This window comes from Cutibacterium sp. LaCa_89 (assembly GCF_058177555.1).
On sequence record NZ_CP190889.1, the window covers coordinates 2062258 to 2088317 of the forward strand.

General features: G+C 63.2%; 14 protein-coding genes. 3 read left to right on the forward strand and 11 right to left on the reverse strand.

The window, feature by feature from the left end; all coding sequences use genetic code 11:
* Window positions 1–134: 134 nt before the first annotated feature.
* Window positions 135–1559 (reverse strand): glutamate--tRNA ligase, encoded by a 1425-nt coding sequence (gene gltX, locus ACP8LP_RS09505; protein WP_249360403.1) that lies wholly within the window; start codon window positions 1557–1559, stop codon window positions 135–137.
* Window positions 1560–1687: 128 nt separating this feature from the next.
* Here gltX and ACP8LP_RS09510 point away from each other — a divergent pair, with 128 nt between their 5' ends.
* The 3 genes from ACP8LP_RS09510 (at window position 1688) to ACP8LP_RS09520 (ending at window position 7334) form a co-directional block, all read left to right on the forward strand.
* A complete protein-coding gene (locus ACP8LP_RS09510) occupies window positions 1688–3400 on the forward strand; it encodes a glutamine--tRNA ligase/YqeY domain fusion protein (RefSeq protein WP_004809060.1) in 1713 nt (570 codons plus the stop codon).
* A gap of 102 nt (window positions 3401–3502) precedes the next feature.
* Window positions 3503–5458: a bifunctional metallophosphatase/5'-nucleotidase gene (locus ACP8LP_RS09515; protein ID WP_004809061.1), complete on the forward strand. Its 1956-nt coding sequence runs from the start codon at window positions 3503–3505 to the stop codon at window positions 5456–5458.
* Between the two features lie 214 nt (window positions 5459–5672).
* On the forward strand, window positions 5673–7334 hold the full coding sequence (locus tag ACP8LP_RS09520) for an alpha/beta hydrolase (RefSeq protein ID WP_484483121.1): 1662 nt from the start codon (window positions 5673–5675) through the stop codon (window positions 7332–7334).
* A gap of 278 nt (window positions 7335–7612) precedes the next feature.
* On the opposite strand, the gene tuf is transcribed toward ACP8LP_RS09520, so the two are convergent.
* The 10 genes from tuf to ACP8LP_RS09570 form a co-directional block, all read right to left on the reverse strand.
* Entirely contained in the window at window positions 7613–8806 is a 1194-nt protein-coding gene (gene tuf / locus ACP8LP_RS09525; protein WP_462575091.1) for an elongation factor Tu, read from the reverse strand.
* A 268-nt stretch (window positions 8807–9074) separates the two neighbouring features.
* Window positions 9075–10937, reverse strand: coding sequence for a hypothetical protein (locus ACP8LP_RS09530; protein ID WP_484483373.1), 1863 nt, complete (start codon window positions 10935–10937; stop codon window positions 9075–9077).
* Window positions 10938–10972: 35 nt separating this feature from the next.
* Window positions 10973–11941, reverse strand: coding sequence for a hypothetical protein (locus ACP8LP_RS09535; RefSeq protein ID WP_484483122.1), 969 nt, complete (start codon window positions 11939–11941; stop codon window positions 10973–10975).
* Between the two features lie 636 nt (window positions 11942–12577).
* Window positions 12578–14671, reverse strand: a complete 2094-nt coding sequence (fusA, locus tag ACP8LP_RS09540; RefSeq protein ID WP_484483123.1) for an elongation factor G — start codon at window positions 14669–14671, stop codon at window positions 12578–12580.
* 132 nt (window positions 14672–14803) lie between these two features.
* Window positions 14804–15274 (reverse strand): 30S ribosomal protein S7, encoded by a 471-nt coding sequence (gene rpsG / locus ACP8LP_RS09545; RefSeq protein ID WP_004809065.1) that lies wholly within the window; start codon window positions 15272–15274, stop codon window positions 14804–14806.
* A 3-nt stretch (window positions 15275–15277) separates the two neighbouring features.
* A complete protein-coding gene (rpsL, locus tag ACP8LP_RS09550; protein WP_004809066.1) occupies window positions 15278–15649 on the reverse strand; it encodes a 30S ribosomal protein S12 in 372 nt (123 codons plus the stop codon).
* 334 nt (window positions 15650–15983) lie between these two features.
* A complete protein-coding gene (locus ACP8LP_RS09555; RefSeq protein ID WP_016666119.1) occupies window positions 15984–16535 on the reverse strand; it encodes a hypothetical protein in 552 nt (183 codons plus the stop codon).
* Between the two features lie 436 nt (window positions 16536–16971).
* The gene (locus ACP8LP_RS09560) at window positions 16972–20853 is read right to left on the reverse strand and encodes a DNA-directed RNA polymerase subunit beta' (RefSeq protein WP_016666120.1); all 3882 of its coding nucleotides are present in this window, start codon (window positions 20851–20853) and stop codon (window positions 16972–16974) included.
* 168 nt (window positions 20854–21021) lie between these two features.
* Window positions 21022–24501, reverse strand: a complete 3480-nt coding sequence (gene rpoB, locus ACP8LP_RS09565) for a DNA-directed RNA polymerase subunit beta (RefSeq protein ID WP_147612072.1) — start codon at window positions 24499–24501, stop codon at window positions 21022–21024.
* Between the two features lie 179 nt (window positions 24502–24680).
* Entirely contained in the window at window positions 24681–25865 is a 1185-nt protein-coding gene (locus tag ACP8LP_RS09570; RefSeq protein ID WP_016666122.1) for a hypothetical protein, read from the reverse strand.
* Window positions 25866–26060 lie beyond the last annotated feature (195 nt).

Sequence of the window (26060 nt, forward strand, 5' to 3'; positions counted from 1 at the left end):
CAGATCGGGTGGCGAAATACAGATCATCGATATCCCACACAGGTGTCCGCCACACCAACGCCCAATAACAGGTGACGAGCACCCAGAACCACACTATTGGACGTCGCAGGAGCCCAGGCCTCGTCTCATCGTGTTCAATCACTACTCTGCTCTATCTCAGCCTCAAACCGCTCCATACGACGAAGAGTCGACCCCTTGCCGAGAATCTCCATGGCCTCGAACAGTGGCGGGGACACCCGCGAACCGGTGACGGCGACGCGGATCGGGGCGAAGGCGAGACGCGGCTTGATACCCATCTCGTCGCAGAGCTTGGTGCGCAGCGCCACCTGGATGGCATCGGCGGAGAAATCGTCAAGCCCCTTGAGGACCTCGGTGGACGCCTGCTGGATCTCGTTGGCTCCTGTCTTGAGCTTGGCCACGGAATCCCCATCGAAGACCAGGGCGTCGTCGTCGATCAGCAGGAATGCCAGCTTCGGCAGTGCCTCCGACAGCAGCACCAGACGCTCACGAATGAGTGGCATCGCGGCATGGATGATCTCACGGTCCTCACACGTCAGATCACGGCCGAGCACCTCCTGGGCCTGACCGGTGCGATCGGCGTACTCGAGCACGCGATCGGTGAGGTCCTCGGCGTCAAGACTGCGGATGTACTGGCCGTTGAGCCAGTCAAGTTTGGTGACGTCGAAGACCGGCCCGCCAGTGGAGACGCTCGCCCAGTCGAAGCGGGACACGAAGGAGTCGAGGTCCTCCATCTCCTGACCCTCGGCGATCGTCGGGTATGCCAGCAGCTGCAGGAAGTTGCGCAGCGCCTCGGGCAGATAACCCTGCTCACGGAACCACATCAACCGAGCAGCCGGGTTCTTGCGCTTGGAGATCTTGGACTTGTCGGTGTTGCGCAGCAGCGGCATGTGCGCGAACCTCGGCACCTCCCAGCCCAGCCACTTGTAGAGCAACAGGTGCTTCGGCGTCGAGGAGATCCACTCCTCACCACGAACGACCGTGTCGATGCCCATGAGATGGTCATCGACGACGACGGCCATGTGGTACGTCGGAAATCCGTCGGCCTTGAGGATGACCTGGTCATCGGGACGTGGGGCGTGGACCTTGCCGCGAATGAGATCGTCGAACTCCAGCTCGACGTCCTCAGGGATGAGCATGCGCACGACGGGTGTCTCGGTGAAACCCGGCAGCTTGGCCCGCTCCTCCTTGGACATGCCCAGACACATGCGGTCGTAACCGGTGTCCGGGGACTTCGCGGCCGCGCGCTCCTCGCGCAGTGCCTTGAGCCTCTCCTGGGAGCACCAGCAGCGGTAGGCGTGACCAGACTCGATGAGCTTGTCGACGAGCGGCTTGTAGGTGTCCAAACGCTCAGACTGCCGGTACGGTTCGTACGGTCCACCGACCCGCGGCGACTCATCGGGGGACAGGCCCAGCCAGTCAAGGGTCTCGTAGATCTGTTCCTCCGAACCCTCCACCAGACGGTTGCGGTCGGTGTCCTCGATGCGCAGCACGAACTGGCCGCCGGTGCGCTGTGCCCAAGCCTTGTCGAACAACGCCATGTAGGCCGTACCGACGTGAGGGTCTCCGGTGGGCGAGGGGGCGACGCGTGTGCGCGCGGGATGCAACTCAGTCATGATGCCTCGGAGTCTATCGGGAAGTACCGACAGACTCCGGTAAGGTTCCCGCCATGGCAGAACCCACTGGAACCCCGACTCCCGCCGCCCCGGCCGAGTCCGGCTCGGACTTCATTCATCAGGTCGTTCGCGCGGACAACGAACAGGGCACCTATGGAGGACGGGTCCAGACCCGGTTCCCACCCGAGCCCAATGGCTACCTGCACATTGGCCACGCCAAGGCCATTGTCACTGACTTCGGCGTCGCGGAGGACTTCGGCGGCATTTGCAACCTGCGTCTGGACGACACCAACCCGGGCACCGAGGAGGTTGAGTACGTCCAGTCGATCATCGAGGACATCGAGTGGCTCGGGTACTCCCCCGCCCACGTCGTCCACGCCTCCGACTACTTCGACAAGCTGTACGAGTGGGCCCAGTACCTCATCCGCGAGGACCTGGCCTACGTCGACGACCAGTCCCCCGAGACGATCCGCGAGCAGAAAGGCGGCTACGGCAAGCCGGGTATCGAGAGCCCCTACCGCGACCGTCCCGCAGCGGAATCACTCGACCTGCTCGAGCGGATGCGCAACGGCGAGTTCCCCGACGGCTCCCGCTGTCTGCGCGCCAAGATCGACATGCAGGCGGAGAACATGTGGCTGCGTGACCCGGTCATGTACCGCATCCGCCACCAGGCCCATCACTCGACCGCCACCACGTGGTGCATCTACCCCACCTATGACTGGGCCCACGGTCAGTCCGACGCCATAGAGGGTGTGACCCATTCGCTGTGCTCCCTGGAGTTCAACAGCCACCGCCCCCTCTACGACTGGTTCCTCGCCCATGTGCCGCTCGACGCCCCGGCCCCCAAGCAGCGCGAGTTCGCCCGTCTCGAACTGACCCACACCATCACCTCGAAGCGTCGCCTCAGGTCCCTTGTGACCGACGGCGTCGTCGACGGTTGGGACGACCCCCGCATGCCCACCCTGCGCGGGATGCGTCGTCGCGGCTACCCGGCTGCTGCCATCCGTGCCTTCTGCCAGGCCGTCGGTACCACCAAGAACAACTCCGTGAAGGCCATCGAGGAGTTCGAGTCCTTCGTGCGCCGCGAGCTCAACGCCACCACGCAGCGCCGCATGGCCGTCCTGCACCCGCTCAAACTGGTCCTGGACGGCTGGCCTACTGACGAGAACGGCAACCCGGTCGTCGAATGGTTCGAGCTCGTCAACAACCCGGAGAATCCTGATGACGGCACCCGGTGCGTCCCCTTCACCGGAGAGCTGTGGATCGAGGCCGACGACTTCCGCGAGGACCCGCCCCGCAAGTTCTTCCGCCTCTCCCCCGGTCGTGAGGTGCGTCTGCGTAGTGCCTACCTGGTGACGGCCACTGACGTCGTCAAGGACCCAGACGGCACCATCACCGAGGTTCACGCCAGCTATGACCCGGAGTCCCGCGGCGGCACCGCCCCCGACGGTCGCAAGGTGAAGTCGACGATGCACTGGGTGTCCGCCGCCCATGCCGTGCCGGTAACCGCGAACCTCTATGACCGTCTCTTCACCGCCGAGATTCCCGGATCGGAGAGCGGCGAGGCCCTCGACGACCTCAACCCGAACTCGCGCGAGACCCTCACCAACGTCATGGCCGAACCGGCCTTGGCCGAGGTGGCTCCCGGCGAGGTGGTGCAGTTCGAGCGGCTGGGGTATTTCGCGGCGGATCAGGACACCACGGTGTTCCACCGCACCGTTGGTCTGCGTGACGAATGGGCCCAGCTGCAGAGGCGTCAGGGCTGACCAGGTGTTGTTGACGGTGGTAATCATCAAATTGTCACCCGTCCGTCACTTCATTCGGCAAGGATGGTACCGCTTTCCCATCCCGTTGGAAGGACACCATCCATGCATGACAACCCACTTGGTACGAACCTGTCGCGTCGCGCCGTGCTGGTCGGCACCCTGGGGACAGGGCTCGCGATGACTGCTGTCGGGAATTCCTTCGCGTCGCCGTCGACGTCTTCCGCTCCCGCCACCGCAGGCTCTGCTGCCGGTGCCGCAACGCTGACGGTGCTCGCCACCACCGACATCCACGGTCACGTCTACGACTGGGACTACTTCGCCGACGCTCCCTACCCGCCGTCGGACAAGGGTCGGTCCTCGGCTCCGTTGGGCGTGAGTCGGGTGGCCACCATCGTCAAGCAGCTCCGCGCCGAGAAGGGTGCCGACTCCGTCGTCACGCTCGACAACGGTGACACCATCCAGGGCACCCCGCTGACCTACCTCTCTGCCAAGCAGCCCGAGAAACTTGGCCGCACCGAGGTCATGGCCCGCGCATTCAACCTCGTTGGTTATGACGCGGCCAACATCGGCAACCACGAGTTCAACTACGGACTCAAGGAACTCAACCGCTACAAGAACGACCTCGACGCCCCACTGCTGTGCGCCAACGTCATCGACCTCAAGACCGGCAAGCCGCTGACCCAGGGCACCCTCATGCTCACCAAGACCGTCGACGGCCACCAGGTCAAGGTCGGCGTCGTCGCCGTCACCACCCCTGGCTCGATGGTCTGGGACAAGGCGAACCTCACTGGCAAGGTCGACATCGCTGACCCGGTCAAGACCGCTGCGAAGTGCTCGGTCACACTGCGCAAAGAAGGGGCTGACGTCGTTGTCGTCCTCGTCCACGCCGGACTGTCGGAGGACCAGGCCGCCCCGGTCTACAAGGGTCTGCCAGAGAACAATGCCACCGTCCTGGCCAAGTCCGTTCCCGAGGTCGACCTCGTCGTCATCGGTCACACCCACCAGGACGACCCGGTCGAGATCGTCGACGGCATCTCGGGCCACAAGGTCGTCATCACCCAGCCCGACTATTGGGCCCGTTCAGTCTCCCAGGTGACGATCCCGCTCGACTTCTCCGACGGCAAGGCCTCCGTGCTCCACGACAGGGTCACCGTGAAGCCGCGTTACACCCGTGACGTCGAGGAGGACAAGGAGTTCGCCTCTGACTCCGAGCTGCAGGCCGGCCACAAGGCCACCGTCAAGTACGTCAACTCCGTCGTCGCCACCTCGACGACGAAGCTGACCACCGAGCGCTCGATGGTTGAGGACACCCCGATCCTCGACTTCATCGGCAAGGTCGAGGCCGACACCGTCGCCAAGGCGATCAAGGGTGGCAAGTACGACGGTATTCCGGTCATCGCCCAGGTCTCGCCGTTCTCACGCACCGCTGCCTTCCCGAAAGGCGATGTCAAGATCAAGGACATCGCTGGCCTGTACGTCTTCGACAACACACTGGCGGGCATCCTGCTCACCGGCAAACAACTCAAGGACTACCTGGAGTACTCCGCGAAGTACTTCAAGCAGGTCAAGAAGGGCGCCATCGTCAACCCGGCTCCGGCCAGCGAGGGCGGCGACACCCAGGCTGACTACCAGGGCAAGCCGGTGTGGGACTACAACTACGACGCCGTCACCGGTGTCAAGTACTCCATCGACGTCTCCAAGCCGGTGGGCAAGCGCATCCTGGGCCTGTCCTGGCAGGGCCAGCCGGTCGCCGACGACCAGAAGTTCGTCCTGGCCATCAACAACTACCGCATGAGCGGTGGCGGCGCCTACCCGCACGTCGCGGAGGCCCCGGTCGTCTGGGACGAGATCCTCGAGATCCGTCAGCTGCTCATCGACACCGCCTCGAAGATGAAGACCATCGATCCGAAGGACTTCTTCGATCGCAACTGGTTCCTCACCACGACTGGGGAGACCTGGCCGGCCACGGGCAAGCCCGGCGACGACACCAAGCCCGGCAACGGCTTCAAGCCCGGTTCCGGCGATCGTCCGACCACGTTGCCGCGCACCGGCGTCTGACCGGTTCCGACAACAGTTGAGCCTCGGCCCACCCGACTTGGTGGGCCGAGGCCCTTCTTGTCCTCACGACGTGGAAGAGTGTCCCGTGGCATCTGGCGAGGGCAACCTTCACCACTGACAATGAAAGGACGCAGCGCTGACAACCCAAATCGTTCCACGGAATCCCAGGCATGGACTCCCGGCTCGGCTGGGCAACCGACGTTGGCCGGCAAGGGTGCTGCGCCGTGCCAGCATTGCTGGCCTCGTCTTCGCCCTTTTCGGTCTGTGGACCGCCCTGACACCGTCCTTGGTCCCCCGGACCTGGTGGATGGTGGCCGTCAACGTGTGGTTGTCGACCCTTCTCGCCTATGGGGTCGGAGGGCTCATCGGGCGGATTTCCCGGTGGTTAGCTGAGATCACGCGCTTGCAGGTGATGATCTCAACTCACGCGGTCCGGGGCATCCGACGTAGCTGGTACGCCATTCTCGCCCTGATATCGCTGTGGATGTTCATGTGGTGCACGAGACAGCAGAAGCACGTCTCAGAGGAAGTCGGTCTGCCACGGAAGGTCTGGGTCGCGCAGACCGTTGGCGTGTTCACGGGGCTGATCCTCTTCACCGCGACGGTACTGCTCATCCGCCTCATCGCTCATGGCATCCGAAATCTGTACACCGGCGTACACCGTCTCATCGCCCAGCCGGTACTGGCAATTGTCGTCGTGGTGCTGAGCATCTCACTCCTGCTCTGGGCCACGAACAACGTCATCGTCAGGACGACGGCCAACGGTGTTGCCCACGTCATGGCTGAAACCAATGCGCAGACGGCCGCCGGACGGAAACCCCCGACGTCGCCCCTTCGGTCCGGGTCCCCCGCCTCGCTTCAGACCTGGGACAGCCTGGGCCGGGAGGGCAAGGACGCCGTCACTGACGGCCCCGACGCCGCCATGATCGGAAAGGTCACCGGTCAGTCGGCCAAGGAGCCCATCCGCGTCTACGCCGGGCTCAATTCCCGTCGCGACTACGTCGCCGAGGCGAATGGCGTTCTCGCCGAGCTCATCCGTACCGGGGCGTTCCATCGCAAGGTGCTCGTCGTCCAGAACGGCACCGGGTCCGGCTGGATCGAGGAGTGGTCGGTGTCGGCCGTGGAGTATCTCACCGGCGGTGACTGCGCGACGGCCACGATGCAGTACTCGTACCTGGGCAGCGTCGGGGCCTTCCTCCTGGACCGCGAATCTCCCAAAGAAGGTGCCCAGGCCCTGTTCAGCGTCATCCACGACTACTGGGCCACCCTGGCCCCCGAAACTCGTCCGAAGCTCTACACGAGCGGTGTGTCCCTGGGTTCTTACGGTGGTCAGTCCGCCTTCCCATCCATCGACGACATGATCGCCAAGGTTGACGGCGCCGTGTGGGTCGGAACCCCCGGGTTCACGCCGATCTGGAAGGATTTGGAGGCGAACCGACGAGAGGGGTCCCCCGCCATCGTCCCCGTGATCGACGATGGCCGAATCGTGAGGTTCATGGGTAATCCGGGCGAGATCTACCACGACCATTGGGGAGCCGCCTATCCTCCTTGGTCAGCCCACACACGCATCGCCTATGTACAGCACCCGTCCGATCCGGTGACGTGGTGGTCCCCCGAGATGATCTGGTCAGAGCCCGACTGGATGCGCGAGCGCGCTGGAGACGACGTCAATCCCCACATTCAGTGGACGCCATGGTCGAGTTTCTGGCAGGTCACGGCCGACATGGCCTTGTCGACGACTCCGCCTGGTGGGCATGGGCACAACTACCACAGCGAATTCATCCCCGTTTGGTCGGCGGTCCTCGGCATTCACTGCGATCGTCACATCATGGATGCCATCGCGAAAGCGATCCCCAAGACCTCAGCTCCTCGGTGACAAAGAGGCCCGTCGAAGTCTGTTGCGCGATGGTTCCTGCGAGCCCCTGGGGACGAGAACGGGCCCGTCCCTCACGCCAGTTGCGCCAGTTTTGTCTCACCTGCGCCTGCAAACGGTGGCGCAGGTGAGACAAAACTGGCGCAAGAACGGCTTGGCATGAGGGAGGGATGGACGGACGCCGCTGATCCACGTCATGCCACCGAATCTCCCAGCGGTACCCAGACATGCAACGAGGTCCGCCCCCGTGGGGACGGACCTCGTCAAAAACTCAGATCACATCACTTGATGATCTTGGTGACACGACCAGCACCGACGGTGCGACCGCCCTCACGGATGGCGAACTTGAGCTGCTCCTCCATGGCGATCGGGTGGATCAGGTGGACGGTCATGTCGGTGTTGTCACCAGGCATAACCATCTCGGTGCCCTCGGGGAGCTCAACAGTGCCAGTCACGTCCGTGGTGCGGAAGTAGAACTGGGGGCTGTAGTGCGAGAAGAACGGCTTGTGACGGCCACCCTCATCCTTCTTCAGAACGTAGACCTGGCCCTCGAAGTCGGTGTGCGGGGTGGTGGAACCGGGCTTGCAGAGGACCATGCCGCGAACGACGTCCTCCTTCTTGGTGCCACGGAGCAGAACACCGACGTTCTCACCAGCGCGACCCTCGTCGAGGATCTTGCGGAACATCTCGACGCCGGTGACGGTGGTCTTCTGAATCTTGTCGTGGATACCGACGATCTCGACCTCCTCGCTGGTCTTGACGACGCCGCGCTCAACACGACCGGTGACAACGGTGCCACGACCGGTGATGGTGAAGATATCCTCAATCGGCATGAGGAAGGGCTTGTCGAGGTCACGCTCAGGCTGCGGGACGTACTCATCCACGGCATCCATGAGGTCGAGGATCGACTGGGTCCACTTCTCGTCACCCTGGAGGGCCTGGAAGGCGGAGATGCGAACGACCGGGCAGTTGTCACCGTCGAAGTCCTGCGAGGTCAGCAGCTCGCGAACCTCCATCTCGACGAGCTCGATGAGCTCCTCGTCGTCGACCATGTCGCACTTGTTGAGGGCGACGACGATGGCCGGCACGCCCACCTGGCGGGCGAGCAGGACGTGCTCACGAGTCTGGGGCATCGGGCCGTCGGTGGCGGCGACCACGAGGATGGCGCCGTCCATCTGGGCAGCACCAGTGATCATGTTCTTGACGTAGTCAGCGTGCCCAGGGCAGTCGACGTGAGCGTAGTGACGCTTCTCGGTCTGGTACTCGATGTGGGCGATCGAGATGGTGATGCCGCGCTGACGCTCCTCGGGAGCCTTGTCGATCTGGTCGAACGGCGACTCCTCATTCAGCTCCGGGTACTTGTCGTGCAGCACCTTGGAGATCGCCGCGGTGAGGGTCGTCTTGCCGTGGTCGATGTGTCCGATGGTGCCGATGTTGCAGTGCGGCTTGGTCCGCTCGAACTTGGCCTTTGCCACTGGGGCTCCTTCTGGAATGTCGCCCGCTTGTGCACGGGACGCGTCATGTGGATATTCCTGGGAGGTTCCCAGGAACGTTTCTGGACGGGCCCCCGACCAGAGGTCAGGGAACTTGTCTCATTATTCTGCACGTGCCCAGGGATAGTCAAACCAGGTCTTTCCCTCCTGCTGGCCTCAATGCGCCAGCCGCCGCCACGACTGCACGCCGGATCCATGACCCGACGCGCCCCGTGGCAGCGGGCACCTCCATCGCTGGAGGAAAGGGCGCCTATTGCAGATCGTTTTCTGTCCACTGGCCACCGCCACTGTGGTCAGGCGGGTATCCGCCCGGCGGCGGAGGCACCGGGGCGCCGGGGTGCGATGGCCGCTGCTGATTCTGCTGCGTGTGACCCTGCACAGGAATTCGGTACTGCCCGTTCTGGGCAGCCCGCTGACGCGCGGCCTCAGCACGCTTCTTACTCCGTGCCCGAATAGCATCGCGCTTGAAGTAGGCCAGAACAGCGGCGGCGACAATGAGAACCCCGATGACGACCGCGGCAACGACTGGACCGGTCCGCAGGGTACTCGCACGGGCGCTGAACACCGTAGATTCGCCGGTTGTCCACGTCCTTTCAGAGCTGCCATCGTCGAACTTGCCGTGATCGGTAATGACCTTGAGTTCGCCCCTCGGCATCCAAGCTAAGGGGGTAATGGCGATCATCCAGTGGTTCTTGAACGTCGTCCGCTTCAGTTCGTTCTCTACAACCAGGGGAGAATCACTTCCCGAGTACTTCTTGCTGAAGGTGAGAGGGTCGTCGGCGCTCCCCTTGACCGTGTACCGGGTGGTGCTCTTGTCAGTTTTTTGCTCAACCGACCAGTTCCCGCCTCCCCGGAGCAGTGTTTTGACCTCCTCCTTGTTGTCCCCCAGGACAGCATTGTCGAAGGTCAGATTGGCCTCGTACGAGACCTCTCCCCCCGGGTTCAGGTGCACCGTTGTGCTGGTCTTCTTGGTTTCCAGCGGCACGTCCAACTTCAAAGGCGCGCTGCCCCTGATGATCTGAGTGCGCGTCTCGCCCTCGTCCGATGGCGCAGAAGAGTCCTCATCCACCCATTGCGACGGGTGGGTGACCACCATCACCGGGTCCCCAGCGTCGCGGGAGCAGATGGCCGAGCAGGAGACCTGACCGGTCAAGGACAGCGGAATCACGAATGACGCTGGTGTCCCACTGCTCGGGTCGCTCTGCTTCGCCTGTCCAGGGGTGATCTTGAAACTGCCAGACTTGTTGCCGAGAGCCTGAGCGACCCTCTTGTCGACGTCCTCCAGAGAGCCGGCCTTGATGGTGACCTTCTTGCCGACTGGGTAGGTCGACCAGAGCTGTTGGCGCACATCCTCGGGCAGGTCGTCACTCTTGGCGTCGGCGGCCTCACCATTGCCATCCTTGGTGGCCTGGTCGAGGAAGGCTTTGACCTTATTCTCTTTGTCAGCACCCCAGGCCTGCTCGGAGAAGTACCAGACGACGGCACCGACGTCCTTCATGCTCTTGAAGTTCAGCTGAACGACAACCTGGTCGAAACCGTTGTCAGCCACGTGCTCGACGTCCAGCGGCGTCCGCGAGGTGAAGTTCTTGCCTCCGATCGTCAACGTCATGTTGTTCTCGGAGTCGAGGACGTTCCCTACGTTGCCGGAATCAACGATTCCGTCCTGTTCCAAACCTTGCGGCAACCACTCAAGAAGATCCCGGGACGTGAAGTTCTCCTTGCCGACGACTCCGTTAACCAACGGGGTGTTGATGTTCTGGATGTCAGACGTCGGATCCTTGGAGCCGCCAATGATGGCGCGCACCTTGGTGAGGTAGTCCTGGGGACTGGAAAAGTCGAGTTGGAAGGAGGCAACCATCGACTTTCCCTGCATGTGTAAGCCGTTGTACGTCAGCTGCGAGGGAACATGCTTCTTGATACTTGTGTCGTAGACGCTCAACGGCTTGGCAAACACCTGCTTGGCTTCGTCGGAATCGTCATCGGTGAAGGTCATCGTCAAGCTCCGGGAACCCGAACCATCGTCGTTGACTTTGAGCGTTGTACCTATGACGGCACCGCATCCCGATAACACGAAGGCCATCGCCACGCACAGTGCCACGACACCACGCCGCATTGGCGCGCTGAGACGCCGCCCGCTCATCATCGGACTCATGATGACATGATCCCCCCGCTGACTACGGCGCAGAGCAGCCAGAGTAGGGCAACCACCACGACGTAAAAGCCAGTCCCGATGACGTGCGGGACGAGCGGGGAACGGGAATATGGCGGGAATCCTCCGGTCTTGTTCACGCCAGTGTAGAGGAGTAACTCACCAAGGAACTGGCACATCGCGCCGAGCGCCCACAGCACCACGAACCCTACCGGGACCAGGGCCCCGGAGGGCACAAACCACAGGAGGCTAACGACTGCGACGACGAAGGTGGAGGATAGGGTCGCGACCGAGTTGACGGTGTAGGCGACCTCCCAAGTCTGCCTGGACTGACGCCACGCGTATACCATCTTGATGAAGAGCGGACGTACCGCGAACACCACGGCGACAGCCAGGAACATGGTGAAGAACGCCTTCAGCCACGAACTGAACTCGAATCCGGTGACGTTATAGGTCTGACTGGGGTCGTCCGCACCGAACCAACCAAGGAAGCCGTGAGTCACGCGGTCGGCCCCGTTGTCGATGGAGGACGCCACCCGCCACATCAAGTTGGCGAAGGCGAAACCGGCAAATCCAGCCTGGGCAAGACCAGTCCAGAGCCAGAACTTCCGGGAGGCCGTGGCCAGATCAAAGGCCTCTACGACATCACCTCTCCAGATCCGACGGAGTACTCCCCACGCGTCAGCGAACCAGTTACCAGATGGTTGTACCGCAAGCGCCCCCTGATAGGGCTGCTGCATCATCGGCGCTTGACCAGCGGCGGGCATGGTCGGCAGGGGCTGCGTGGTGGTGTACCCGCCTTGCTGCGGACTCGTCTGGTGAGGGCCCGGGTGCGCAGGGTTCGGCACCATGCCGGGTTGGACGCCGGAACGTTGGCCCGGAGCCTGCGCCGGATAGACAGGGTAAGCAGCCGCCGTACCAGGCTGGGGCACGCTCTGCTGCCCAGGCTGGACACCCGGATGACCCATCTGCTGCCCGGGCTGAGGGCCTGGGGCGTAGGGACCGGAACGACCCTGGGCCTGCCACTCACTCCTCCAGCCTGGTCGAGGGCCATTGGGCTGATCAAAGCGGGGCCCTCCCTGAGGGCCCGGGAATCCCCCAGACTGGTGAAGCTGATTCGGGAGTGGCGGATTCGGCGGCATCGTCTGAGGCTGTTTCTGAGGCTCTCCGACCACGCTCGCCGGACCCGCAGCAAGCTGTCCGAAGCCCCCGTCAGGACGCCCGGGCTGGTCTGCCGGACCAGTGCTGCGACCATCAGCGAGAATCTCCGGCCCCGAGGGTGGTTGCGGCGTCGGCGTCGACGCTGGACGGATCACCGTCTGCGAAGGATCAATGGAATCGTAGGCGTTGTTGGATTGGTTACTGGCAGAAAGCTGATCGTGTTGTTCCTCGCCGTGACCGGATTCATCCGCCATGGAGGTCCCCTTAGTTCATGACAGGGGATTTGAATTCGTCAATCCCCGGTTCGCAATGTCAAATTCCGGCAAAAGTATAGCCCTATCTGAGACAGGTGATTACATGTGTATGCCTTGTTTGGGCTTTCATAACGTTTTGGCCCGGCCCCACATTGTGGAGCCGAGCCAAAACGTTCATGCAAAGTGAGCTTACTTGCCTCCGTTGGCCGCGGCGATGATCTCGTCAGCAACGGTGGACGGGCACTCTCCGTAGGAGTCGAACTCCATCGAGTAAGTCGCCTGTCCGGAGGTCTTCGAGCGAAGGTCACCGACGTATCCGAACATCTCGGACAGCGGGACCAGGGCGCGCACGACCTTGTTTCCGTGCTCCTCGACCATTTCCTGGATCTGGCCACGACGGGAGTTGAGGTCGCCGATGACAGTACCGAGGTAGTCCTCGGGGGTGGTCACCTCAACGGCCATCAGCGGCTCGAGCAGACCCGGGCTCGCCTTGCGAGCGGCCTCCTTGAAGGCCATCGAACCGGCGATCTTGAAGGCCATCTCGGAGGAATCGACCTCGTGGTAGGCGCCGTCGAGCAGGGTGACCTTGACATCCTCGACCGGGTAGCCGGCGAGAACACCGAACTGCATCGACTCCTGGACACCAGCGTCGACCGATGGGATGTACTCCTTGGGGACGCGACCACCGGTAACGGCGTTGACGAACTCGTAGCCGAAGCCAGGCTCCTGGGGCTCGATCGCGATGATGACGCGGGCGAACTGACCAGAACCACCGGTCTGCTTCTTGTGCGTGTACTCGTACTTCTCGACCGGCTTGCGCAGGGTCTCGCGGTAGGCCACCTGCGGCTTGCCGATATTGGCCTCCACGTGGAACTCACGCTTCATGCGGTCGATGAAGACGTCCAGGTGGAGCTCGCCCATACCGGCGACGATGGTCTGTCCGGTCTCCTCGTCGGTGTGGACGCGGAAGGTCGGATCCTCCTCGACGAGACGCTGAATGGCGTTCGACAGCTTCTCCTGATCGGCCTTCGACTTCGGCTCGATGGCCTGCTCGATCACGGGAGCCGGGAAGGTCATCGACTCAAGGATGATCGGGTTGCTCGGGTCGCAGAGAGTCTCACCAGTGGTGGTGTCCTTGAGGCCCATGACGGCGCAGATCATGCCAGCACCGATGCTCTCGATCTCCTCACGCTTATTGGCGTGCATCTGGTAGATCTTGCCGATGCGCTCCTTCTTGCCCTTGGTACCGTTGAGCACCTGGTCGCCAGCGTGCATGACGCCGGAGTAGACGCGCACGAAGGTCAGCTTGCCCAGGTGCGGGTCAGAGGCAATCTTGAAGGCCAGGATCGACAGCGGCTCGTCGTCGGAGGGATGACGCTGCAGTTCGACGGACTCGTCACCAGGCTTGAAGCCGGAGATGGCCGGGACGTCGAGCGGGGAAGGCAGGTAGTCGACGATGGCGTCGAGCAGCGGCTGCACACCCTTGTTTTTGAACGAGGTGCCACAGGTGACTGCAGTGAAGGCGGAAGCCAGCACACCGCGACGAATGGCGGCCTTGAGCTGGTCGATGGTCACCGAGTCCGGATCCTCGAGGTAGAGCTCCATGAACTCCTCGTCGTTCTCGGCGACGGTCTCGAGCATCTCGGCACGAGCGGCCTCCGCCTCGTCCTTCATGTCGGCCGGGATCTCCTCGGTCTCATAATGAGCCCCGAGCTCAGTCTCGCCACGCCAGGTCTTGGCGTTCATCTCGACGAGGTCAACGATGCCCATGAACTTGTCCTCGGCACCGATCGGCAGCTGCAACAGAACCGGGATGGCGTGCAGACGATCCTTGATGGTCTGCACACAGTGATCGAAGGAAGCACCGGTGCGGTCAAGCTTGTTGACGTAGCAGATGCGCGGAACGCCGTACTTGGCGGCCTGACGCCACACAGTCATTGACTGCGGCTCGACGCCGGCGACACCGTCGAACACGGCGACAGCACCGTCCAGAACACGCAGGGAGCGCTCCACCTCAACGGTGAAGTCCACGTGTCCGGGGGTGTCAATGATGTTGATCTGGGTGTCGTGCCAGAAGGTGGTGGTCGCGGCGGAGGTAATGGTGATGCCGCGCTCCTGCTCCTGCTCCATCCAGTCCATGGTGGCGGCACCGTCGTGGACCTCACCGATCTTGTACGACTTACCGGTGTAGTAGAGGATGCGCTCGGTCGTCGTCGTCTTGCCGGCATCGATGTGGGCCATGATGCCGATGTTGCGAACCTTGCTCAGGTCAATTTTGGCCACTGTTCTTGACCTCGAATCTTGGAGTTAGTGGTCTTCGTATGATGCTCGACGCAGATGAACCTGCGGTGAACCGCGAGGTTTTCTGGGCTGGACGTGATGGTGCCCCCTTCCCGACGGAAAGGGGGCCAACAATCACCAGCGGTAGTGGGCGAAGGCGCGGTTGGCCTCAGCCATCTTGTGGGTGTCCTCACGGCGCTTCACGGAAGCACCGAGGCCGTTGGAGGCATCGAGGATCTCGTTCATGAGACGCTCAGCCATGGTCTTCTCACGACGCTCACGGGAGAAGGCAACCAGCCAACGCATGGCCAGGGTGGTCTGGCGAGCGGGCTTGACCTCGACCGGCACCTGATAGGTGGCACCGCCGACACGGCGGGACTTGACCTCCAGGGAGGGCTTGATGTTGTCGAGCGCGCGCTTGAGGGTCTGCACCGGATCGGTGTTGGTCTTGGCGCGGCAACCCTCGAGGGCGGTGTAAACGATGTTCTGGGCGACAGTCTTCTTACCGTCGAGAAGGATCTTGCTCACGAGCTGGGAGACGAGAGGAGATCCGTAGACGGGATCGACCATCACTGGGCGCTTCGGCGCGGGTCCCTTACGAGGCATGGATCACTTCTCCTTCTTGGCACCGTAACGGCTACGGGCCTGCTTGCGGCCCTTGACACCCTGGGTGTCGAGGGAGCCGCGGACGATCTTGTAACGCACACCCGGGAGGTCCTTCACACGACCGCCACGCACGAGCACCATCGAGTGCTCCTGGAGGTTGTGTCCGACACCGGGAATGTAGGCCGTGACCTCGATGCCCGACGACAGGCGCACACGGGCGACCTTTCGCAGAGCCGAGTTCGGCTTCTTCGGCGTCGTGGTGTACACACGGGTGCACACGCCACGACGCTGCGGCGAGCCCTTGAGGGCAGGCGTGTTGTTCTTGCTGATCTTGTCAGTGCGGCCCTTGCGGACCAGCTGCTGGATTGTAGGCACCGGCTGGTATCTCTTTCCGTCTGGTGGGTTCGGAATTCCCTGGCTGTGCACCCCTCCATCGCTGCGTCGGGATCACCGCTGCCCCTCGCTGCAGATTGGGAGTGCCGTGCGAACTCCGCACGGGCAGACCTTCTCGCAGCAACTCGAGTGGTCGTTTGTCGCCATGCCAGGGCACGCACAAGTATCCGGTCGAACCGGACACGCGTTAACAGGGTATCTCCCGGGTTTCAGGGGGTCAAACTCAGCGACGCTGCAACGAGGCACACCGGAGGGGCGCCACAAAACCCCATGGAGGTCAAACTCCACGGGTGAAAAGCGCTGCGTCCGCAGCTCCTCAGGCGCCCGTTCGAGGAAGGGCTACCGGGCGAGACACAGGAGCACCCACGCCGCCCGCAGCCAGGAAGTTGCCATGGCCCTTGCCGTTGACCTGCCCCCTGACCGTTCCGTTGACGCGGAGGCTGCCCATGGCATGCATGGAGGGGAAGACGATCGGCGGGATGCTCACCGTCCCACCCTCAATCTTCGGCAGGACGATGGGACGTCCACTGACGTCGGGAAGGGTGATGGTGCCGCCCTTGACGTCGGGAAGGGTGATCGTCCCGCCCTTGACGGTCGGCAGGATGATGGGGCCAGCACTGACGTCCGGCAGGTAAACGGTGCCGCCACGAATCTCCGGAGGCACGATGCGGCGATGGTGAGTCGGCAGGCTGACGCCGACACTCACATGCACCGATGCACGATGAGTCGGGCGGGCATCCGCAGTGGCCCGGGATGTCGGAACGGGAACGGGAGCAACCTGGTGCGCACTTGCCCCCGGAGCCGTCCCTACGAAAACGGCCAGTCCCAAGCATGCTGCAACCATCCCCGTCAGAACTGTTCGCTTCATCCCGCTATCCCCTCGTAACACAGCAAGCACCTTAGCAGGCGTACCACCGCAGTCTACGCCTCCAATCACGCCTCGCCAGTCCGTCGTAGTACCACCGAACGGCGCACCGATCCGGCCTGCGCTCCAGACGGCTGATCAGTAAACTTGGCAGCAGCCTGGCCCCTCGACGCCCCCGCCGACTGACCACCATGCTGACCACCGGCAACCCAGGTGTCAGTCACAGGTCCATAAACGACGGCCTTGCCAGCGGAGATCGCAGCTTGCCGATCCCCCGCATGAACATGCAGAGATCCTCCCCAGCCCCGTCACCTCGACAAAGTCGAGATCAATAGCACCGATGTCAAGGACAACGGCACCCTGACCGACATTCAGGCCTCATACAAAAGCCTCTCCTCCCCACGTGGGGAGGAGAGGCTTTCGCAGCCGGGTCCTAGCCTCAGCTCAAATCACCCAGATCCAGATCGTCGAGCGGAACAGCCGCGCCCGACCCCGAACCGAAGTCATAGTCGAACGGGTCGTAGTTCATCGTGAACGCAGCAGCCTTGGCTTCCGCGGTCGGCTCCACCCTCATGTTGCGGTAGACCTCCAGGCCCGTTCCGGCCGGGATGAGCTTACCGAGGATGACGTTCTCCTTGAGGCCGACCAAGGTGTCCGTCTTGCCGTTGATGGCGGCATCGGTGAGCACCTTCGTCGTCTCCTGGAAGGAGGCAGCCGACAGCCAGGACTCGGTGGCCAGCGAGGCCTTCGTGATGCCCATGAGCACCGGACGACCCTCAGCCGGGCGACCACCCTCGGCGACAGCCTTGCGGTTGGCGTTTTCGTAGGAGTTACGGTCCACCAGCTCTCCAGGCATCATCTGGGTGTCACCGGACTCGATGACGGTGATGCGGCGAAGCATCTGGCGAATGACGATCTCGATGTGCTTCTCGTGGATGCCAGCGCCCTGGGTGTTGTAGACCTTCTGAACCTCCTTGACGAGGTACTCCTGCACCCGGCGAACACCGGAGATGCGCAGGACGTCCTGCGGGTCGGCGGTGCCACCCATGAGCTGCTCACCTGCGGCAACCCGCACTCCGTCACGAATGACACGGTGAGTGCCGTCGAGGTCGAACTCGAGACGGGCACGGCGCGGCAGCACGTACTCCACGTCCTCCTCGCCGTCGTCACGTACCAGGATGAGCTTGCGACGGTTGTCGGACTCGTCGATGCGGATGACACCAGCGGCCTCGGCCAGCGGCGACTTGCCCTTCGGGCTACGGGCCTCGAAGAGCTCGACGACACGGGGAAGACCCTGGGTGATGTCGTCACCAGCGACACCACCGGTGTGGAAGGTACGCATCGTCAGCTGGGTGCCAGGCTCACCAATCGACTGAGCAGCGATGATGCCGACGGCCTCACCGACGTCAACCAGGTGACCGGTCGACAGTGAACGTCCGTAGCAACGAGCGCAGCAGCCCTGGGCTGCAGTGCAGGTGAGCACCGAACGCACCTTGATCTGCGAGATACCAGCAGCGATGAGCTTGGAGATCTCCTCCTCACCGAGATCGGAGTTGGCCGCCACCACGACATTGCCATTGGCGTCGAGGGCGTCGGCAGCCAGGCATCGGGCGTACACCGCGGTGTCCAGCCCCTCGGCGCGCACCAAGTTGCCGTTGCCGGCGTCGACAGCAATGGTCTTGGGCATGCCACGGGTGGTGCCACAGTCCTCCTCGCGGACGATGACGTCCTGGGACACGTCGACCAGACGACGAGTCAGGTAACCGGAGTCAGCGGTACGCAGAGCGGTGTCAGCCTGTCCCTTACGACCACCGTGAGTGGAGATGAAGTACTCCAGAACCGTCAGGCCCTCGCGGAAGTTGGACTTGATCGGGCGAGGAATGATGTCACCCTTCGGGTCAGCCACCAGACCGCGCATGGCTGCGATCTGACGCATCTGGGTCATACTGCCTCGAGCGCCCGAGTCGACCATCATGTGAACCGGGTTGGTCTGGGTGAAGTTGGCCTCCATGGCGGAGGTCAGCTCAGCAGTGGCCTCGGTCCAGATCTGGATGAGGTCCTGACGACGCTCCTCCTCGGTCACGGCACCACGGTCGTACTCTCGGTCGACCTTGGCGGCGCGAGCCTCGTACCCCGCCAGAATCTCCGGCTTGGTCGGCGGGGTCTGGACGTCGCCGATGGAGACGGTCACGCCGGACAGCGAACCCCACTTGTAGCCGATGTTCTTGAGGTTGTCGAGGACGTGGGCCACCTCGAGCTGGGTCATCCGCTCGCTGAGGTCGTTGACGATCTTGCCAATCTGCTTCTTGCCGACGAGGTAGTCGACGTACGGGTAGTCGTCCGGCAGTACCTCGTTGAACAGGGCCTGTCCCAGGGTGGTGTCGAGGATGACGGAGCCGTCAGCGCGAACCGTCTCGCCGTGCGGCGGCACGACGCCCTTGAGACGCAGCTTGATCTTGGCACCGATCTCGAGCTCGCCGAGATCATGGGCCATGATTGCCTCGGCCAGCGAGGAGAAAGCACGTCCCTCACCCTTGAGGCCGTCAAGGGCCATCGTCAGGTAGTAGGCGCCGATGATCATCTCGTGCGAGGGCAGGGCGACCGGGCGACCGTCAGCCGGTTTGAGGATGTTGTTCGTCGACAGCATCAGGACGCGGGCCTCGGCCTGGGCCTCAGGGCTCAGCGGCAGGTGCACAGCCATCTGGTCACCGTCGAAGTCAGCGTTGAAGGCCGAGCAGACAAGCGGGTGAAGCTGGATGGCCTTGCCCTCGATGAGCTGGGGCTCGAAGGCCTGGATACCCAGACGGTGCAGGGTAGGTGCACGGTTCAGCAGAACCGGGTGCTCCTTGATGACCTCCTCGAGGACGTCCCACACCACGGGACGCTGACGCTCGACCATGCGCTTGGCGGACTTGACGTTCTGGGCGTGCTCGAGGTCGGCCAGACGCTTCATGACGAAGGGCTTGAACAGTTCCAGGGCCATGGCCTTCGGCAGACCGCACTGGTGCATCTTGAGCTGCGGGCCCACGACGATGACCGAACGGCCGGAGTAATCGACTCGCTTACCGAGCAGGTTCTGACGGAAACGACCCTGCTTGCCCTTGAGCATGTCGGACAGCGACTTGAGCGGACGGTTGCCCGGGCCACTCACCGGACGCCCACGGCGACCGTTGTCGAACAGCGAGTCGACGGACTCCTGGAGCATGCGCTTCTCGTTGTTGACGATGATCTCCGGGGCGCCGAGGTCAACCAGCCTCTTGAGGCGGTTGTTTCGGTTGATGACGCGACGGTAGAGGTCGTTCAGGTCCGAGGTGGCGAAGCGGCCACCGTCGAGCTGCACCATCGGGCGCAGATCCGGCGGGATGACCGGGACGCAGTCCAGGACCATGCCCTCCGGCGAGTTGCCGGACTCGAGGAAGGCCTGCACGACCTTGAGGCGCTTGAGGGCGCGGGTCTTCTTCTGGCCGCGGCCGGTCTTGATGATCTCGCGCAGCTTCTCGGACTCTGCGGCGAGGTCGAAGTCATGGAGACGACGCTTGATCGCCTCGGCGCCCATCGAACCCTCGAAGTACTTGCCGAAGCGCGACTTCATCTCGCGGTAGAGGATCTCGTCACCCTCAAGGTCCTGAACCTTGAGGTTCTTGAAGCGATCCCACACGGCGTCGAGACGATCGATCTGGCGCTGGGCCCGAGTCTCAATGTGCTTGAGCTCCTTCTCGGCGCCGTCCTTGACCTTGCGGCGGGTGTCAGCCTTGGCACCGTCGGCCTCGAGCTGAGCCATGTCCTCCTCGAGCTTGACCCGGCGGGCCTCCAGCTCGGAGTCACGACGCTGCTCCATGCGGGAGCGCTCGGTCTGCACCTTGGCCTCCAACGACGGCAGGTCGCGGTGGCGAGCCTCCTCATCGACGGCGGTGATCATGTAGGCCGCGAAGTAGATGACCTTCTCGAGGTCCTTCGGGGCAATGTCGAGCAGGTAACCCAGACGGGAGGGAACTCCCTTGAAGTACCAGATGTGGGTCACCGGGGCGACCAGCTCGATGTGTCCCATGCGCTCACGACGCACGTTGGAACGGGTCACCTCGACGCCACAGCGCTCACAGATGATGCCCTTGAAGCGGACGCGCTTGTACTTGCCGCAGTAGCACTCCCAGTCACGGGTCGGGCCGAAGATCTTCTCGCAGAAGAGGCCGTCACGCTCGGGCTTGAGGGTGCGGTAGTTGATGGTCTCGGGCTTCTTGACCTCGCCGTGGCTCCACGCACGGATCTGGTCGGCCGTGGCCAGGCCGATCTGCAACCGGTCGTAGTAGTTGGTGTCCAGCACGATTGTTCTCTTTCCCCCACCTGGGTGGGTGGTAGCCCCTCCTCGTCAGGAGGGGTTCCAGTCGGGGTGTCTGTGTGGGGCGGGTTGTCCGGGCCCGTCCCCACCCCCGTCAAACGGACTGTGTTCAGGGGGCCGGGGCGACGTCGTCGCCCCGGCAGAATGGGCAGGTCAGTCGGCCATGGCGTTGTCGGCACCGGGGCGACGCCCGATGTCGATACCCAGACCGGACCGGGTGTCCTCGTCGGAGGTGCGCAGATCGATCTCCTGGCCCTCCGAGTTGAGCACCTCCACGTTCAGGCAGAGCGACTTCATCTCCTTGACGAGTACCTTGAAGGACTCGGGGATGCCCGGCTCCGGGATGCTCTCGCCCTTGACGATCGCCTCGTAGACCTTGACACGGCCCGGAACGTCATCGGACTTGATGGTGAGCAGCTCCTGCAGCGCCCAGGCGGCGCCGTAGGCCTCCATGGCCCACACCTCCATCTCGCCGAATCGCTGACCACCAAACTGGGCCTTACCACCAAGGGGCTGCTGGGTGATCATCGAGTACGGACCGGTGGAACGGGCGTGGATCTTGTCGTCGACCAAGTGGTGCAGCTTCAGCATGTACATGTAGCCGACACCCACCTTGGACGGGAAGGGGTCGCCGGTACGACCGTCGAAGAGGGTGGCCTTGCCGTCGGCGTCGACGAGCATGTCGCCGTCGCGGGTCGGGTGACCGTACTGCAACAGACCGGTGATCTCCTCCTCCGTGGCACCGTCGAAGACCGGGGTGGCCAGACGGGATCCCTCGGGGACGTCGATGAGACCGACCTCGCGCAGACGCTCGGCCCAGTCGCCCTCGGCTTGGGTGATGTCCCAGCCGGAGTGGGCGATCCAACCGAGGTGCATCTCGAGCACCTGACCGACGTTCATACGGGAAGGCACACCCAGTGGGTTGAGGATGATGTCAACCGGGGTGCCGTCCGGCAGGAACGGCATGTCCTCGACGGGCAGGATCTTCGAGATGACACCCTTGTTACCGTGACGTCCGGCGAGCTTGTCACCGATCGAGATCTTGCGCTTCTGAGCGACGTAGACGCGAACCATCTGGTTGACTCCGGGGGCCAGCTCGTCACCGTTCTCGGCGTCAAACACGCGCACGCCGATGACGGTGCCCTCCTCACCGTGGGGAACCTTGAGGGAGGTGTCGCGGACCTCGCGGGCCTTCTCACCGAAGATGGCGCGCAGCAGACGCTCCTCAGGAGTCAGCTCGGTCTCGCCCTTCGGGGTGACCTTGCCGACGAGGATGTCGCCGGTACCGACCTCGGCTCCGATGCGCACGATGCCGTTCTCGTCCAGGTTAGCCAACATGTCCTCGGAGACGTTCGGGATGTCCCGCGTGATCTCCTCAGCGCCCAACTTGGTGTCACGGGCGTCGACCTCGTGCTCCTCGATGTGGATCGAGGTGAGGACGTCGTCGGAGACGATGCGCTGGGACAGGATGATGGCGTCCTCGTAGTTGAGGCCCTGCCACGGCATGAAGGCAGCCAGCATGTTGCGGCCGAGGGCGAGCTCGCCCTTGTCCGTTGACGGGCCGTCAGCAAGCGGGGTACCGACCTCGACACGCTGCCCCACCGTGACCAGCGGACGCTGGTTGATACAGGTACCGGCGTTGGAGCGACGGAACTTCTCCAGCTTGTAGGTCTGGTAGGTGCCGTCGTCGCAGGCGATGTCGATGAGGTCAGCACTCACCGACAGGACCGAACCTGCCTTCTCGGCGAGGGTGACGTCACCGACGTCAACCGCACAGCGGTACTCCATACCGGTTCCGACGAACGGAGCCTCGGTACGCACCAGCGGCACGGCCTGACGCTGCATGTTGGCGCCCATGAGGGCTCGGGAGGCATCGTCGTGCTCGAGGAACGGGATGAGGGCGGACGCCACCGACACCATCTGGCGCGGAGAGACGTCCATGTAGTCGACCTCGGAGTTCGGGACCTCGTCGGCCTCGCCGTGACGCTGGCGCACCAGGACGCGATCGTTGACGAAACGGCCGTCGTCATCGACCTTGGCGTTGGCCTGGGCGATGACGTGACGATCCTCCTCGTCCGCGGTCAGGTAGACGACCTGGTCGGTGACCTGCCCGTCGATGACCTTACGGTACGGGGTCTCGATGAAGCCGAAGGCGTTGACGCGGGCGAAGGAGGCCAGCGAACCAATCAGACCGATGTTCGGACCCTCAGGGGTCTCAATTGGGCACATACGACCGTAGTGCGACGGGTGGACGTCTCGAACCTCCATGCCGGCGCGGTCACGGGACAGACCGCCGGGTCCCAGGGCCGACAGACGACGCTTGTGGGTCATCTCGGCCAGCGGGTTGTTCTGGTCCATGAACTGCGACAGCTGGGAGGTTCCGAAGAATTCCTTGATCGCGGCTGTCACCGGGCGGATGTTGATCAGGGTCTGCGGGGTGATGGCCTCGATGTCCTGGGTGGTCATGCGGTCACGCACGACACGCTCCATCCGACCAAGACCGGTACGCAGCTGATTCTGGATGAGCTCGCCGACGGTGCGCAGACGGCGGTTGCCGAAATGGTCGATGTCGTCGGCCTCGACGACGATGTCGTCGCGTCCCTCGCGCGGGAGCATTTCGGTGCCCTCGTGCAGGGCGCACACGTAGTGGATCGCCGCGACAATGTCGTCGATCGTCAGCACCTGTTGGTCGAACGGCAGGGACAGACCGAGCTTCTTGTTGATCTTGTAACGACCAACCTTGGCCAGATCGTAGCGCTTCGGGTTGAAATAGTAATTCTCGAGCAGCTGCTGGGCGGCGTCACGGGACGGCGGCTCGCCAGGACGCAGCTTCTTGTAGATGTCCAGCAGCGCCTGATCCTGAGTCTCGACGCCGTGATCCTTCTCGAGGGTCTGACGGATCGACTCGTAGTCGCCGAACTCCTCGAGGATGCGGTCAGCGGTCCAGCCGAGGGCCTTGAGGAAAACGGTGACGTTCTGCTTGCGCTTACGGTCCAGACGAACTCCGACGGTGTCGCGCTTGTCGATCTCGAACTCGAGCCAAGCGCCACGCGACGGAATCACCTTGCACGTGAAGATATCCTTGTCGGAGGTCTTGTCGGCGGTCTTCTCGAAGTAGACACCCGGGGAACGCACCAGCTGGGAGACGACGACACGCTCGGTGCCGTTGATGATGAAGGTGCCCTTCGAGGTCATGAGCGGGAAGTCACCGATGAAGACCGTCTGGGACTTGATCTCCTCGGTCTCGTTATTCATGAACTCCGCGGTCACGAACAGCGGGGCCGCGTAGGTGGTGTCGCGATCCTTGCACTCGTCGACGCTGTGCTTGGGATCCTCGAAACGGTGATCCCGGAAAGACAAGGACATCGTCTGGGAGTAGTCCTCGATCGGGGAGATCTCCTCAAAGATCTCCTCGAGGCCGGACTTGGTGTTGATATCGGTGCGCCCCTCTGCAAGGGCGGCGTCCACATGGGACTGCCATATCTCGTTGCCAACAAGCCAGTTGAACGACTCAACCTGCAAGTCGAGAAGGTTGGGAACCTCCAACGGCTCGTGAATCTTGGCGAATGAGATTCGTCCCGACTGGGGCGAAATGGCGTTGGTGTTCTTCGACGCAGTGCGCGTGGCGGCCAATGTGCGGTCCTTCCGAGAACTCCTACAACCGACCCGTCGGCCGGCCTGGGGGCATGACAAACCGCCCATGTCAAGCATGGGCGATCGCTGGCTATGGTGCAAAGAATGAGTCTACGACATTATCACAAATAATGCAACCACAATCAGGGCGACCCAACCATCGGAGGAAGACGAGGGGCTCACCCGACGAGTTCTCGCCACAGCCCGAGGAGCAACGGATCGACCGGCGTTCCGACGAACGGGTGATACCACCCTTCGATCACATGACCAGCCAAACAGTTATTCCCGACCTGGCGGGGTGTGTCGTCGCCCGGAGCCCACCACAGGGTCGTTGTGATCGGTGCGTCCCCTCTTTCGCGGCGTACCACGGTGGCACTGTGGTACTCCTGGGCCCGGTCAGCCGGGCGATGTGCCGGCAGCAATGGGCCATGGTCGATGATGACGAGGTGGTCACCCTCCGCACTGAGATGATGCAAGGAGCGATGAGGACGAGCCGTACTTCCCCACCCAGCAAGGATTTCGGCGTCAGTGACGATGAGGGTCGCACCGGGGTCCAGTTGTGCCCGGCCCTCAGCGGTGGACCTGACGGTGAGCAGTGCACAGGTTGGTAGCGCCGGGGCACGGAGGCGACGCAACTGGCCGTTGACGATCTCAGCCACCGGATCACCGGCCACTTCCCCACACAAGATCTTGGCCCCAGCCACGTCCTCGGTGACGAGGGTGGGATGGCCGACGTGGGTCCGACCCAAGGTCACACCATTCCAACCCTCCGGTAGGCCAATCCCCTCGGGAACGCAGTCGACGGCCTCCAGATCAGCGGGGTCCTGCCACCAGTCATCACAGATGCCAGCACATTCGCGCATGACGACACTGCCGCCTCGACGACCGACGACCAGCAGGTATTCTGCCGGGGCTCCTTGCGGAACCGGGATCGGTAGATGGGCACCGGCCCACTCGGGATCCTCGGGAAGGGTGACCGAACCCTGACTCTCGGGCAGGTCCTCGGAGGACTCCTGGCACCACTGACTCGGCACGGCACGGATGAGGGCTGCCAGTATCTCCGCGAGCTCCCCCTCGGGTTCGACGACCAGCCACGGCAGGGCCGGGCACCCGGACGGTAGGACCCGCACACCGGATCTGTCCCACACGACGAGGATCGGCCCTTCCCCACCCAGCAGGACTCCCCCACAGCCCAGATTTCCGTCGCTGGACCGCCAGTCGTCCAGCGGGCCAAGGACGACAAGATCTCGGCCACCAGCAGTGACCACCCCAATGGGATCAGCCCCACAGACGCCAGACCCGCGCAGCCAGTCGACCTCAGGGCCACCAGCCCAAGGCCATTGCTCAATCCTTGTCCCGGTCATGACGTCACCCCGCAATCGCGATCATTTTCCCGCGTAGTGGAACACCGCTCGCGGTAACAGACACCACGAGGTCAGACTTACCACGTGGATCACCCTCTTTGACGTTCCACGCGCTGCCACCGTGGCCAGCGGTGTCCTTGTCAATCCAGTACTGCTTCTTGGGCTCTTGGTAAGCTGTCCGCCCCTTAACCTTGA

Bases quoted from the DNA above. Each gene is read 5' to 3' on its own strand.
- gltX (WP_249360403.1), bottom strand. From the start codon at position 1,559: ATGGCGTTGTTCGACAAGGCTTGGGCACAGCGCACCGGCGGCCAGTTC.
- ACP8LP_RS09510 (WP_004809060.1), top strand. From the start codon at position 1,688: ATGGCAGAACCCACTGGAACCCCGACTCCCGCCGCCCCGGCCGAGTCC.
- ACP8LP_RS09515 (WP_004809061.1), top strand. From the start codon at position 3,503: ATGCATGACAACCCACTTGGTACGAACCTGTCGCGTCGCGCCGTGCTG.
- ACP8LP_RS09530 (WP_484483373.1), bottom strand. From the start codon at position 10,937: ATGCGGCGTGGTGTCGTGGCACTGTGCGTGGCGATGGCCTTCGTGTTA.
- ACP8LP_RS09535 (WP_484483122.1), bottom strand. From the start codon at position 11,941: ATGGGTCATCCGGGTGTCCAGCCTGGGCAGCAGAGCGTGCCCCAGCCT.
- rpsG (WP_004809065.1), bottom strand. From the start codon at position 15,274: ATGCCTCGTAAGGGACCCGCGCCGAAGCGCCCAGTGATGGTCGATCCC.
- ACP8LP_RS09555 (WP_016666119.1), bottom strand. From the start codon at position 16,535: ATGAAGCGAACAGTTCTGACGGGGATGGTTGCAGCATGCTTGGGACTG.
- ACP8LP_RS09570 (WP_016666122.1), bottom strand. From the start codon at position 25,865: ATGACCGGGACAAGGATTGAGCAATGGCCTTGGGCTGGTGGCCCTGAG.